Source organism: Rhodococcus sp. MT28 (genome assembly GCF_058792695.1).
Genome location: NZ_JBXAFD010000003.1, coordinates 1 through 12,086, shown reverse-complemented (window position 1 = coordinate 12,086; position 12,086 = coordinate 1). Strand labels below are relative to the sequence as shown.

Sequence of the window (12,086 nt, the reverse complement as noted above, 5' to 3'; positions counted from 1 at the left end):
TGATCGGTGCAGTCGAGGGTAGTCCGACGCTTCTGCGCAACCGTCATTACCGGGCGGTTTGGCCATTCGGGCCGGAAGCGGTTACTCTTACACGGTTGCCTCGAACGGGCTACACGAAATAATGCTGCACTTTGTTTGTTGCTGATTGACTGTTTTCACGTTCGACTGCACAGTGAGCGGTCAAGGATCGGTTCGAAGTCGAGTATATTCGGATTGTAATTCTGGCTGCCCTACCGTGTAGGGTAACCACTTCAATATTCATTTCTAACAAGGAGTTCGCGACTATGGCTGCCGTCTGCGACGTATGCGCCAAGGGGCCCGGCTTCGGTAAGTCGGTCTCGCACTCGCACCGGCGTACCAATCGTCGCTGGAACCCGAACATTCAGTCTGTTCGTACCGAGGTTGCCCCGGGTAACACCCGTAAGGTCAACGTGTGCACCTCCTGCCTGAAGGCAGGCAAGGTCGCTCGGGGCTGATTGCCCGAGCACAAACTATTGCAGGCTCTGCCCCCGTCACTTCGGTGACGGGGGCAGAGCTGTATCTATGTGGCTGTATCTATGTGTCCCCGTGTTTCGTATGGCTGTCGGACACCCGTAATGTGCGTTGAGTGACTTCCATCGATGACCTGAGCAAAGTGACCCTCGACGAGGGCGTACTCCGCATCACCATTTCCACCGCCGCCAACGGCACCTCCCTCGACGACGAAGGACTGGTTCAGGGCGCGCAGGCGCTCGAGACAGTCGGAAACGACATCGGGAGCATCCTTCTGGTCGGCGAAGGCGCAAACTTCTGTGCCGGCGGCAACGTCCGTGCGTTCGCCGCAGCCCCTGACCGCGGCGAGTACGTGGCCGAGGTTGCCCGCGTCTTCCACGTGTTCGTTCGCGCGCTCGACGCTGCGACCGCTCCAGTGGTGGCCGGGGTCCACGGATGGGCTGCCGGCGCCGGAATGAGCCTGGTCTGCCTCGCCGACGTCGCAATCGGCGGCACCGGCACCAAGCTTCGCCCCGCGTACCCCTCCATCGGTTTCACCCCGGACGGCGGAATGTCGTGGACGCTTCCACGCATCGTCGGCGTGGCACGCGCTCGCGAGATTCTTCTCAACGATTCGGTGATCGGTGGCGACGAAGCCGTCCGCCTGGGGATCCTCACCCGACTCGTCGGTGACGACGAGGTCCAAGAAGAGGCAGCTCGCCTCGCCCGCGCTCTGGCCAACGGACCGAGTACGTCGTACTCGGGAATCAAAGCACTGCTGCGTTCGTCGCGGACGAACTCGCTCGCCGAGCAACTCGACGCCGAAGCCGCGTCCATCGCCCTCGCGGCGAACAGCCCGATCGGGCGCGAGGGTGTCGACGCATTCGTCGACAAGCGTCGCCCCGATTTCACTTCCGCAAAGCAGGCCTAGTCGAACTGCCGTGCCGAACGTCGCGACTCGACGTTCGGCAGGCCGGTTCGTGCAGACACCGTTCGATCAGCCCAGATTCCAGTCGACCGGATCGGCTCCGAGTCCGGTCAAGAGTTCGTTCGCACGACTGAAGGGGCGCGAACCGAAGAAGCCACGCGAGGCCGAAAGCGGTGACGGGTGCGCGGATTCGATGATCGGTGTGTCGCCGAGCATCGGCGCGAGAGTGGCCGCGTCACGACCCCACAAGATCGCCACCATCGGCGACGACCGCGCGACCAGAGCGCGGATAGCCTGCTCGGTCACCGGCTCCCAGCCCTTCTTACGATGAGAAGCGGCTTGACCCGGCTGCACGGTGAGAACGCGATTGAGAAGCAGCACACCTTGTTTCGACCACGGCGTCAGATCGCCGTTCGGCGGTATCGGCAACCCGAGATCCTGGTGATACTCCTTGTAGATGTTGCCGAGACTTCGCGGAACCGGCCGCACGTCCGGTGCAACCGAAAAGCTCAACCCGACAGCGTGACCGGGCGTCGGATAAGGGTCCTGACCGACGATGAGCACTCGAACGTCCTCGAAAGGGTTCGTGAACGCACGCAAGACGTTCTCCCCCGCCGGTAGGTACTCCCGTCCCGCAGCGATCTCTTCGCGCAAGAACTTACCCATCGCGGTGATCTGCTCCGACACCGGTTCGAGTGCTCGCGCCCACCCTGGGTCGACGATCTCTGCAAGCGGCGCCATCAGTCGAGCCTGCGCAACGCGTCGCGGTAGTACGCCGCATTGGCTGCGTACATCTTGACGTTGCCGTCGAGGTGACCGAGCGGAACCTCGTATCCCGCACGGACCTTGGCGGGGACACCGAGTGCCATGCTGCGCGGCGGAACCTGCATCTTGTTGGCCACCACCGCACCAGCGGCGACGATCGACCCCGTCCCGATCACCGTTCCGTTGAGAACAACTGACCCCGACGCGATCAGGCAATGGTCCTCGATGGTCGATCCCTCGATGTGCGCGTTGTGGCCCACGACGCAACCGGAACCGATGACAGTCGCATCGACGGCGGTGCAATGGATGACGGTTCCGTCCTGGATGTTCGATCCGATTCCCACCGAAATGGTTCCGTAGTCACCACGCAATACCGCTTGCGGCCAGATCGAGGTACCCGCTGCGAGAGTCACGGCGCCGATCACCACCGCGTCCGGGTGGACGTATGCGTCCGGATGAATGTCCGGAACTCTGTCTCCAAGTGCGTATACAGCCATGAAAGCAACCTATACCGCGGTGGTACCGGTGGTCGAAAAGCTGTGCCAGCCCCCGCCGCTCTCGCGAAGCGAACCGTCGACGCTCACGCCCGAACCGGCGGCAACCTCACCGATCACGATCCAACCCGACGGAATCTCGACCTCAGGCCCGAAAGTTGCTGCAAATCCGTGATCTTCACCACCGGAGAGGATCCAGTCCAGCGGATCGACGTCGAGCGCCTCGGCCGCCGATGCGACATCCGGTGAGGTCGGAACCGCAGCCGAGAAGATGTCGAACCGCACGTGCGAGGCCTCTGCGAGATGTCGAAGGTCCGCGATCAATCCGTCGGACACGTCCGTCATGGAATGTGCTGATTCTGCGGCGTCCCATGCCGATTGATACGGCGGATTCGGAACGCGATGGGAGGCAAGCAAATCTGGAAAGTTTGCGGGCTTGTCGAGCAGTACGGCTTCGTCGAGCAGTAGTGCCAACCCTGCTGCCGAGCAACCGAACAACCCGGCGACCGCGATCTTGTCACCGATCTTTGCTCCCGAACGCAGAACTGCCGCACGGCCACCGAGATCGCCGAGCACGGTCACCGACACCACGATCACCGGTGACTGGACCAGGTCACCGCCGACCACACCGGCGCCCAGATCGGTTGCCGCGTCCCAGATTCCCGCGGAGATTGCGTCGACCACGTCGACGGGTGTCGAAGGCGGGCACCCCAGAGACACCGTGAAGGCCGTCGGCCGCGCTCCCATCGAGACCACATCAGCAGCGTTCTGTGCCACTGCCTTCCGGCCGATGTCGCGTGGTGAAGACCAATCCATTCGGAAATGTCGACCTTCGACCAACATGTCGGACGAGACAACCACACGGCCGTCTCCGGAAGTCACGATGGCGGCATCGTCACCCGGCCCCAATTCAGTGGTGACCGGTTGGATTCGGCCGAGAAGAGATCGCGCGATCACGTCGAACTCCCCCACCTGCTCGACAGTGGGCTCCGACCCGAACTCCGATGATGCAGTGAACTCCGATGATGCGATGAGTCTCTCCAATGCCGACGCAATTCGCTCGTAAGCGGCCTGCGGTACCTTCTAGCTGTGGTCGTGAATGCTTCTGCAAGCTCACGCGTGTGTCGGCAATCCTACCGATTCACCGACATGCTCTCAGAAGTGACAAGACCGTTGATCGACTGGACCAGGACCCGAGCGAAGAACTGAGCATGGCAGAAAACACCTCCACCGCAGACAACGCCGACATCGACCCCGACGGCGACGACGATCCGTCAGAGCGCCGCAGTCCGGCGCTGATCGCCACCGCCATCGCACTCCCGGTAGCCCTGATCGTCGGAGTAGTGATCGCGGCCGTCGTCGCGGGAAACAACCCTGAACTCTCGCCGGTTGCATTGGGACCCGTACCGGCACCGGCAGCGGAGTCGCCGGCCTGCGTTTCCCTTCTCGGCGCGCTCCCCGACAAGATCGACGACTTCACGAAAGCCGAATTGGTGGAACCTGCTCCGGCCGGTGCGGCAGCGTGGCAGCGCAGCGAAGGAGAGCCGATCGTCTTGCGTTGCGGACTCGACCGTCCGTCCGAGTTCGACCAGGCTGCAGCACTACAGGTCGTGAACGGTGTCCAGTGGTTCCAGGTCTCGGGAACCGACATCGGTTTGGCGGCGAGCACTTGGTTTGCCGTAGACCGCGGTGAATACATCGGTATCACGATCCCCGACGGGACCGGTCCGACGCCGATTCAGGAAATCTCCGACACCATCACGGCGACCCTCGAACAGAAGCCTCTCGACCCGGCGCCGGTCGCGGTTCCCTGATCAGCGAAGGCCGGTGCCGCGAGCGATGGCGGTGTCGACCAGAGTCGAAATCAAAGTGCGGTAATCGATTCCGGTGGCGTTCCACATCTTCGGGTACATCGAGATGGAAGTGAACCCGGGCATCGTGTTGATCTCGTTGATCACCGGGCCGTCAGCCGTGACGAAGAAATCGACCCGCGAGAGTCCCTGGCAATCGAGTGCCTTGAACGCGCGGACAGCAAGCTCCCTAATCTGGTCGCTCACCGACTCGTCGAGTTTCGCGGGGATGTCGAATTCACAGACGTCGTCGAGGTACTTGGTGTCGAAGTCGTAGAACGCGTCCGAATCGGCGTCGGAATCCGGCATCCGGATCTCGGCGACCACACTCGCCTTGACGTCGCCGTTCGGGAATTCGAGGACGCCGCATTCCACCTCGCGGCCGATGATCGCGCCTTCGACGATCACCTTGGGGTCATGCAGGCGTGCATGAGCGATCGCCCCGTCCAGACCGTCCCAATTGCTCACCCGAGTGATGCCGATGGACGAGCCTCCACGAGCGGGCTTGACGAAAACCGGAAGGCCCAATTCCGCCTTCTGCTCTTCGGTCAGCGTTGCGGTTCCCGGCCGAAGCACGACCTGCACTCCAACGGGAAGTCCTTCAGCAGCAAGAAGCTTCTTCGTGAACTCTTTGTCCATGCCGGCGGCGCTGGCCAGAACTCCGGGTCCGACGTACGGAACCCCGGCAAGTTCGAGCAGACCCTGAATCGTGCCGTCTTCGCCGTAAGCCCCATGAAGAACGGGGAACACGACGTCGACCGACGCGAGCACAGCACCGGCGTCGGAGCCGTCGAAGGAGATGACCTCGCCCTCGCGGGTGGGGTCCGCGCTGAGGACCACCGACGTTCCGTCTTTGTCGACCGACGGCAGCGCGCGCCCGCTGATCGCGAGGGAACTGGGGTCGCTCGAACCGAGCACCCAGGAACCGTCGACGGTGATGCCGATCGGTACGACGTCGTACCGATCGGGGTCGAGGTTGCTCAGGACGCTTCCGGCGGAAACACAGGACACTGAATGCTCATTGCTCCGGCCACCGAAGATCACGGCCACGCGGGTACGGCTGCTGTTCACGCGTCAAACCGTACCGCCGAATCGACTGCGGCACGCGATCGGGCCGGACCGATTTCGTCGACCCGGCCCGTTTACGCGTCGAGTGCGCGCTCGATGTCGGCCAGGAGATCGGCGGTGTCCTCGATGCCACAAGCGATTCGGACAAACCCCGCACTGACCGGATCGCCCCAGCGCGCACGGCGATCCGCCGTCGTGTGGATCCCGCCGAAGCTGGTAGCAGCCGTGACGAGAGCGCTCGCTTCGACGAACGAGTGGAAGGCCTGAGCCGAATCCAACTCGACGCTCACCAATCCGCCGAATCGATTCATCTGACCGGATGCCGTTGCATAGGACGGGTCACCGCGAAGGCCGGGGTAACGAACGGACCGGACTGCTTTGTGATTTACCAACATCTCGGCAAGCGCCAGCGCGTTGTCGCACTGACGCCCGAATCGCAGGCCTGCCGTGCCGAGGCTCCGGTGCGCAAGCCACGTCTCGAAGGGGCCGAGCACCGTTCCCGAGAGAAGTCGCTCACGCTCGATTCGCCGACTCACTGCCGCATCGGAGGTGGCGACGTAACCCATCAGGAGGTCACTGTGCCCGCTGAGAGCCTTGGTACCGCTGGCCACCACGACGTCGGCACCCAATTCGAGCGGGCGCTGACCCAGCGGTGTCGCGGTCGTGTTGTCGACGATCAGCAGCGCACCCGAACGGTGGCACGCGTCGGCGAGCACGCGAAGGTCGACCACGTCCAGCACCGGGTTGGACGGCGTCTCGGCGACGACGACCACGCGGCCCGGTGACGCGTCGAGCAGATCTACGAAGCTCGCGTCGCCCATCTGCAGAGTCGAAACCTCGCGAACGGTGATTCCCAACGGCGCGAGGCGCTCGTTCGCGTACAACCGCACTTGGTAGTACCCGTCCGAGGGCACGACGACGGTATCCCCCGCGACGAGGACGCTGCGCAAGGTAGCGGTGATCGCGGACATCCCCGATCCCATGACGAGGGCGTGGTCCGCTCTCTCGAGCGCCGCGAGCGCGGATTCGAGTCCGCGCCAACCCGGGTTCGACGCACGTGCATAGGTATCGGACTCGGAACCTTCGTCCGCCGAAAGTTGGTACGGCGCAGCGAATATCGGGCCCAGTTGCATGGGCTGACCCGCGGCGTGTTCGCGCGCGACGGCGCTCACGCTGCGCGTCGAATCCCCGTAATCCTCGAAGCGACCCACACCGATTTCACTCATTCCGGCTTCGTCCGGCGTCCGAGCAACTGACCGATCGCATCGCTGACGGCCATGCCTTCGTGGCACACCCGGTGGACCGCGTCGGTCAACGGCATCTCCACGTCGTATCCGGCAGCGAGTGCGCGTACCGACGTGCACGACTTCACGCCCTCGGCGACCTGACCGTTGGTTGCCTTCTGTGCCGACTCCATCGACCCGCCTCGTCCGAGCCGCTCTCCGAACGTCCGGTTTCGCGACAACTCGGACGTGCAGGTCGCTACCAGGTCACCGACACCCGCCAAGCCTGCAAGAGTCGACGCCTTGGCGCCGAGCGCAACGCCGAGACGAATCGTCTCGGCGAGCCCACGGGTGATGATGCTGGCGACCGTGTTGTCGCCGAATCCACTGCCGGCGGCCATGCCGCAGGCCAGCGCGATCACGTTCTTACACGCACCACCGATCTCGCATCCGATGACGTCGGAGTTGGTGTACGGCCTGAAATAGCCGGTAGCACAAGCATCCTGGAGAGCGAGGGCACGCGAGGAATCCGAACAGGCGATCACCGTCGCCGCGGGCTGCCCGCCGGCGATCTCGTGTGCAAGATTCGGGCCCGAGAGCACCGCGACGCGCCCCGGTTCCACGCCGGTCACCGACACGATGACCTGGCTCATCCGCATGAGCGTCCCGGTCTCGATTCCCTTGGCCAGACTCAGCAGAGTCGCATCGGGCCCGATCGAGCCTTTCCACTGCTCCAGGTTTGTTCGTAGCGACTGCGAGGGAACCGCCAGCACGATGAAGTCAGCACCTGCCATCGCCTCCTCGTGGTGGTGGGTCGCGCGAATCGACGAAGGCAAAGCAATGCCTGGCAGATAGTCGCTGTTCTCGTGCGTGGTGTCGATGCGCTTCGCGACCTCTTCACGCCTGGCCCACATCGTCACGTCGGTTCCGGCCTCGGCCATCACCTTCGCCAACGCCGTTCCCCACGAACCTGCGCCCAATACAGCTGCCTTACTCACACGCTCACCCCGTCTACCCGGCGAAGCGGGTCGCCGCCAGAAAAATCGTCTGCACAGAGTATCGCCTGTGGTGCACTGCGGTGGGCAGCCGCGGACACCGAGCGTGATGACTGGCAAGATCGAGGGATGGACAGCGCGGAACCCCCGTACCCACACGCCGTGGAGACACCGCATGCGCGCACGGAGATCGAACGCCCCATGCATGCGATAGTGGCCGTCAAGTCCTTGAGATCGGCCAAGTCCCGCCTCGCGGGCGAACTCGACTCGGACGCGCGTGCAGACCTCGTGTTGGCCATGCTTCACGACACCCTCGCCACAGTTGCAGCCGTCTCGGCCATCGACAGCGTCACAGTGGTCACCCCGGACCCCACCGTTGCCGCCCTTGCATATTCCGTCGGCGTGACGGTCTACGCCGATCCAGCTCCCGACGGCGCCCGAACCAACGGCGCAACACCGCGCACGGAGGAAACCCTCAACGCGGCGTTGAGTGCAGCGGCCGCCGATATCCGAGCCAAGCGCGGAGTGGTCGACCTCGTTGTGCTGCAAGCCGACTTGCCCGCCATGCAACCGAGCGAACTGACGGAGGCCGTGGCCGCGGCCCGAAGCGGCGGACGTTCAGTCGTCGTCGATCACCACGGCACCGGCACTTCCGCATTGTTTGCGTGCGGCGAAAGCGCGCTCGACCCTCGGTTCGGGCCGGAATCCGCACTTGGACATGCCAATTCAGGTGCTCGTCCACTCAACGGCCAATGGCCGGGACTGCGCACCGACGTCGACACCCATGCCGATCTCGGCACTGTGCGAGCACTGGGAGTAGGCCCCGCGACATCGGCTTCGTTGACCAGACTCAAGGCCACGCCGTCGAACAGTCGATGAATTTTCTTTCATCGATTGTCGGACCGCGCGATTGTGGGGGATGATCGACGAGTGAGCAATGGCGAAGCACTCGAAAACCGTATTTCCGAAGACCAGTCGGACGGAGACCACAGCTCCGGCCGGCACGAGAACGGCGCGGCCACCTCGCCGCGATCTCAGGCCGTCGCGGTCGCCACCAACATCCCGGGCGCTCCCCCTGCAGCTACCAAGGCAGAGCTACCCGAATTGCTCGTCGGACTTCCCGAGGATCGTTACCTCAACCGCGAACTCAGCTGGCTCGATTTCAATGCCCGTGTTCTCGCATTGGCCGCCGACGAGTCACTGCCGTTGCTCGAACGCGCAAAGTTCCTCGCCATCTTCGCTTCCAATCTCGACGAATTTTTCATGGTCCGGGTCGCCGGACTCAAGCGCCGCGACGAGACGGGACTGTCGGTCAGGTCCGCCGACGGCCTCTCCCCACGCGAACAATTGGCGCTCATCGCGCGTCGCACCCAGGAACTCGCCGACAAGCACGCACACGTGTTTCTCGACTCGGTCCGCCCTGCCCTGGCGGCAGAAGGCATTTCAATCGTTCGATGGGCCGACCTCAGTGCCGACGATCACGGCCGGCTCTCGGCGCATTTCCACGAGCAGGTCTTCCCGGTACTGACGCCGTTGGCAGTCGATCACGCCCACCCGTTCCCCTACATCAGCGGACTGAGCCTCAACCTCGCCGTGACAGTGAAGGACTCCGTCACCCGCGGCGAACACTTCGCTCGCGTCAAGGTTCCCGACAACGTCGGCCGGTTCGTGCGAGTCAAGAGCACGACATCTTCGTCCACCATCGATTCTTTCCTCCCGATGGAAGAACTGATTTCGGCTCATCTGGACGTGCTGTTCCCCGGAATGGAAATCGTCGAACATCACGCTTTCCGAATCACACGCAACGCCGATTTCGAGGTCGAAGAAGATCGGGACGAGGATCTGCTGCAGGCACTCGAACGTGAATTGGCGCGTCGTCGTTTCGGTTCACCCGTTCGCCTCGAAGTTGCCGACGACATGACCGAGCACATGCTCGAACTGCTTCTGCGTGAACTCGACGTCGATCCGGCCGACGTGATCGAGGTTTCCGGTCTCCTCGACTTGTCCTGCCTCTGGCAGGTTTACGCCGTCGACCGCCCCGCTCTCAAAGACGCTCCGTTCGTCCCGGCGACGCATCCGGCGTTCGGTGAACGCGAGACTCCGAAGAGCGTGTTCTCGACCCTGCGCGAAGGCGACGTGCTCGTCCACCACCCATACGACTCGTTTTCCACAAGCGTTCAACGCTTCATCGAACAGGCCGCCGCCGACCCGCAGGTGCTCGCGATCAAGCAGACCCTGTACCGCACTTCCGGCGACTCCCCCATCGTCAATGCACTGATCGACGCCGCCGAAGCGGGCAAGCAGGTTGTCGCGCTGGTGGAGATCAAGGCCCGCTTCGACGAGCAGGCCAACATCAAGTGGGCACGCAAACTCGAGCAGGCCGGCGTTCACGTCGTCTACGGTCTCGTCGGTCTCAAGACTCACTGCAAGACGTGCCTCGTCGTCAGACGAGAGGGCTCGACCATTCGTCGTTACTGCCACATCGGCACGGGCAACTACAACCCGAAGACCGCGCGCATGTACGAGGACGTCGGATTGCTCACCGCAGCACCGGAGATCGGTGCAGACCTCACCGACCTCTTCAACTCGCTGACCGGATACTCCCGAAAGACGAGCTACCGCAACCTTCTCGTAGCGCCGTACGGGGTTCGCCGCGGGATCATCGAGCGGATCGACAACGAGATCGCTCACAAGCTCGCAGGCCGCGATGCCGGTATCCGCTTGAAGGCCAACGCATTGGTCGACGAGCAGGTCATCGACGCGTTGTACCGCGCATCCAAGGCCGGTATCCCCGTCGAGATCGTGGTCCGCGGAATCTGCGCGCTCAAGCCGGGCGTTCCCGGCCTCAGCGAAAACATCGAAGTACGTTCCATTCTCGGACGCTTCCTCGAACACTCGCGAATGTTCCATTTCCGCTCGGCCGACGAATTCTGGATCGGCAGCGCAGACATGATGCACCGCAACCTCGATCGCCGCGTCGAGGTCATGGTGCAGGTCAAGGACCCGAAACTGTCGAAGCAACTCGGTGACATCTTCGACTCCGCGCTCGATCCCCGAACTCGCTGCTGGGTACTGCATCCGGACGGGAGTTGGGTCGCTGCCCCCGAACGCGGTGAGGACGTACGTGAGCATCAACAGTCGTTGATGCGCAGCCGCACCGCCAGCGGGTCTTGACGGGCTCGGATCACACAATGAACGACAAGCCGGTCAAAGCCAACATCTTTGCCGCAGGCGCGGTTCTGTGGCGGAAGGCTCCTCAGGATCCTTCCGCCATCGAGATCGCCGTCGTACATCGACCGAAGTACGACGACTGGTCATTCCCCAAAGGAAAGCTCGATCCCGGCGAGACCTTCTTGACCGCAGCAGTTCGGGAGGTCCGCGAAGAGACCTCGATCACCGGACGTTTCGGAAGGCACCTCGGTGGCGTGACGTACCCGATCCCGGGACATCGCAAACTCAAACGGGTCGAATACTGGTCGGCCGAAGCAGTGGACGGAGATTTCGGGCCGAATAGCGAAGTGGATGTTCTCTATTGGCTTCCGGTCACCGAGGTCGCCGATCATCTTTCCTACCCGATGGATCGAATGATTCTTCGCCGCTTCGTTTCCCTTCGGCCTGACACGAAAACGGTATTACTCGTCCGCCACGCAAAAGCTGGAAGCCGTAAGCGATACAAGGGCGACGACAATCTGCGTCCACTCGACGCCAAGGGCAAAGAGCAATCCGCCGCCTTGGTCGAACAGCTGAAAATCTTCGGAGCCGATTCGGTTTTCGCGGCTGACCGTACGCGCTGCATCGACACTGTGATGCCATTGGCGGAGGCATTGGGTGTAGAGATTTCGACGGAACCTCTTCTGACCGAAGAAGGTTACGAGGCCGATCCCGACGCCGCCAGGGCGCGTGCGCTGCAGATCGCCGCGCTGGAGGGCACTCCCGCAATCTGCAGCCAAGGAGGCGTCATCCCCGATTTAATGCGCTGGTGGGCTGATACGGCCGGTGTAACACTGCCCTCGGCGCGCAACCGTAAGGCGAGCACTTGGGTGCTCTCGTTCCTCGACGGCCGTCTGGTAGCCGCGGATCACCTCGACAGCCCGCTCCCCAAAGTCGCCAACTCCTGAGGGATTTGGACCAACCGACACCCAGCTCGATTCGGTAGTTTTGCAAAGCACTGAAACGCAGGAGAATTCACACTTCTCCCAGACAGCAAAAAAGAGGTGGAGCCGCGGATCTTGTCCGCGGCTGTACCTCTTTTTCTTCCTTCCTCGGGTTTTTCCCCCCAACGCTAATGATTT

Annotated in this window: 12 protein-coding genes; 6 read left to right on the top strand and 6 right to left on the bottom strand. The window is 62.9% G+C overall.

All coding sequences use genetic code 11. The annotated features are described in order from the left end of the window. The first annotated feature begins 284 nt into the window (after positions 1 to 284). Positions 285 to 476, top strand: a complete 192-nt coding sequence (rpmB, locus tag AC1Q6C_RS12780; RefSeq protein ID WP_003942669.1) for a 50S ribosomal protein L28 — start codon at positions 285 to 287, stop codon at positions 474 to 476. A gap of 131 nt (positions 477 to 607) precedes the next feature. After that, positions 608 to 1,402, top strand: coding sequence for an enoyl-CoA hydratase-related protein (locus AC1Q6C_RS12775; RefSeq protein ID WP_019747947.1), 795 nt, complete (start codon positions 608 to 610; stop codon positions 1,400 to 1,402). A gap of 66 nt (positions 1,403 to 1,468) precedes the next feature. Here AC1Q6C_RS12775 and AC1Q6C_RS12770 read toward each other — a convergent pair whose 3' ends face one another. The 3 genes from AC1Q6C_RS12770 to AC1Q6C_RS12760 are packed head-to-tail and all read right to left on the bottom strand — an operon-like array spanning position 1,469 to position 3,702. Then, positions 1,469 to 2,140 carry a uracil-DNA glycosylase gene (locus AC1Q6C_RS12770; protein ID WP_042450832.1) on the bottom strand — a complete coding sequence of 224 codons (672 nt, stop codon included), beginning with the start codon at positions 2,138 to 2,140 and terminating at the stop codon, positions 1,469 to 1,471. Next, positions 2,140 to 2,661 (bottom strand): gamma carbonic anhydrase family protein, encoded by a 522-nt coding sequence (locus tag AC1Q6C_RS12765; protein WP_003942761.1) that lies wholly within the window; start codon positions 2,659 to 2,661, stop codon positions 2,140 to 2,142. The genes AC1Q6C_RS12770 and AC1Q6C_RS12765 overlap by 1 nt, the downstream gene beginning before the upstream one ends. A gap of 9 nt (positions 2,662 to 2,670) precedes the next feature. After that, positions 2,671 to 3,702, bottom strand: a complete 1,032-nt coding sequence (locus tag AC1Q6C_RS12760) for a thiamine-phosphate kinase (RefSeq protein ID WP_080726669.1) — start codon at positions 3,700 to 3,702, stop codon at positions 2,671 to 2,673. Positions 3,703 to 3,779: 77 nt separating this feature from the next. Here AC1Q6C_RS12760 and AC1Q6C_RS12755 point away from each other — a divergent pair, with 77 nt between their 5' ends. After that, positions 3,780 to 4,472 carry a DUF3515 domain-containing protein gene (locus AC1Q6C_RS12755; RefSeq protein WP_230359756.1) on the top strand — a complete coding sequence of 231 codons (693 nt, stop codon included), beginning with the start codon at positions 3,780 to 3,782 and terminating at the stop codon, positions 4,470 to 4,472. Here the strand turns inward: AC1Q6C_RS12755 and AC1Q6C_RS12750 are convergent, their stop codons facing one another. The 3 genes from AC1Q6C_RS12750 to AC1Q6C_RS12740 form a co-directional block, all read right to left on the bottom strand. Then, positions 4,473 to 5,579 carry a D-alanine--D-alanine ligase family protein gene (locus tag AC1Q6C_RS12750; RefSeq protein WP_039973089.1) on the bottom strand — a complete coding sequence of 369 codons (1,107 nt, stop codon included), beginning with the start codon at positions 5,577 to 5,579 and terminating at the stop codon, positions 4,473 to 4,475. 71 nt (positions 5,580 to 5,650) lie between these two features. Next, positions 5,651 to 6,802: a cystathionine gamma-lyase gene (locus AC1Q6C_RS12745; protein ID WP_050656648.1), complete on the bottom strand. Its 1,152-nt coding sequence runs from the start codon at positions 6,800 to 6,802 to the stop codon at positions 5,651 to 5,653. Further along, on the bottom strand, positions 6,799 to 7,797 hold the full coding sequence (locus AC1Q6C_RS12740) for an NAD(P)H-dependent glycerol-3-phosphate dehydrogenase (RefSeq protein WP_116056874.1): 999 nt from the start codon (positions 7,795 to 7,797) through the stop codon (positions 6,799 to 6,801). Before AC1Q6C_RS12740 ends, AC1Q6C_RS12745 begins: the two co-directional genes overlap by 4 nt. Positions 7,798 to 7,923: 126 nt before the next feature. On the opposite strand from AC1Q6C_RS12740, the gene cofC reads away from it, so the two are divergent. The 3 genes from cofC to AC1Q6C_RS12725 are packed head-to-tail and all read left to right on the top strand — an operon-like array spanning position 7,924 to position 11,912. Then, entirely contained in the window at positions 7,924 to 8,673 is a 750-nt protein-coding gene (gene cofC / locus AC1Q6C_RS12735; protein ID WP_080552786.1) for a 2-phospho-L-lactate guanylyltransferase, read from the top strand. A gap of 51 nt (positions 8,674 to 8,724) precedes the next feature. Then, the gene (locus AC1Q6C_RS12730; protein WP_003942685.1) at positions 8,725 to 10,968 is read left to right on the top strand and encodes an RNA degradosome polyphosphate kinase; all 2,244 of its coding nucleotides are present in this window, start codon (positions 8,725 to 8,727) and stop codon (positions 10,966 to 10,968) included. Positions 10,969 to 10,985: 17 nt separating this feature from the next. Next, on the top strand, positions 10,986 to 11,912 hold the full coding sequence (locus AC1Q6C_RS12725) for a bifunctional NUDIX hydrolase/histidine phosphatase family protein (protein ID WP_230359755.1): 927 nt from the start codon (positions 10,986 to 10,988) through the stop codon (positions 11,910 to 11,912). Positions 11,913 to 12,086 lie beyond the last annotated feature (174 nt).

Coding starts and splice junctions, on each gene's coding strand:
- AC1Q6C_RS12745 (WP_050656648.1), bottom strand. CDS start 6,802: ATGAGTGAAATCGGTGTGGGTCGCTTCGAGGATTACGGGGATTCGACG.
- rpmB (WP_003942669.1), top strand. CDS start 285: ATGGCTGCCGTCTGCGACGTATGCGCCAAGGGGCCCGGCTTCGGTAAG.
- cofC (WP_080552786.1), top strand. CDS start 7,924: ATGGACAGCGCGGAACCCCCGTACCCACACGCCGTGGAGACACCGCAT.
- AC1Q6C_RS12725 (WP_230359755.1), top strand. CDS start 10,986: ATGAACGACAAGCCGGTCAAAGCCAACATCTTTGCCGCAGGCGCGGTT.
- AC1Q6C_RS12765 (WP_003942761.1), bottom strand. CDS start 2,661: ATGGCTGTATACGCACTTGGAGACAGAGTTCCGGACATTCATCCGGAC.
- AC1Q6C_RS12770 (WP_042450832.1), bottom strand. CDS start 2,140: ATGGCGCCGCTTGCAGAGATCGTCGACCCAGGGTGGGCGCGAGCACTC.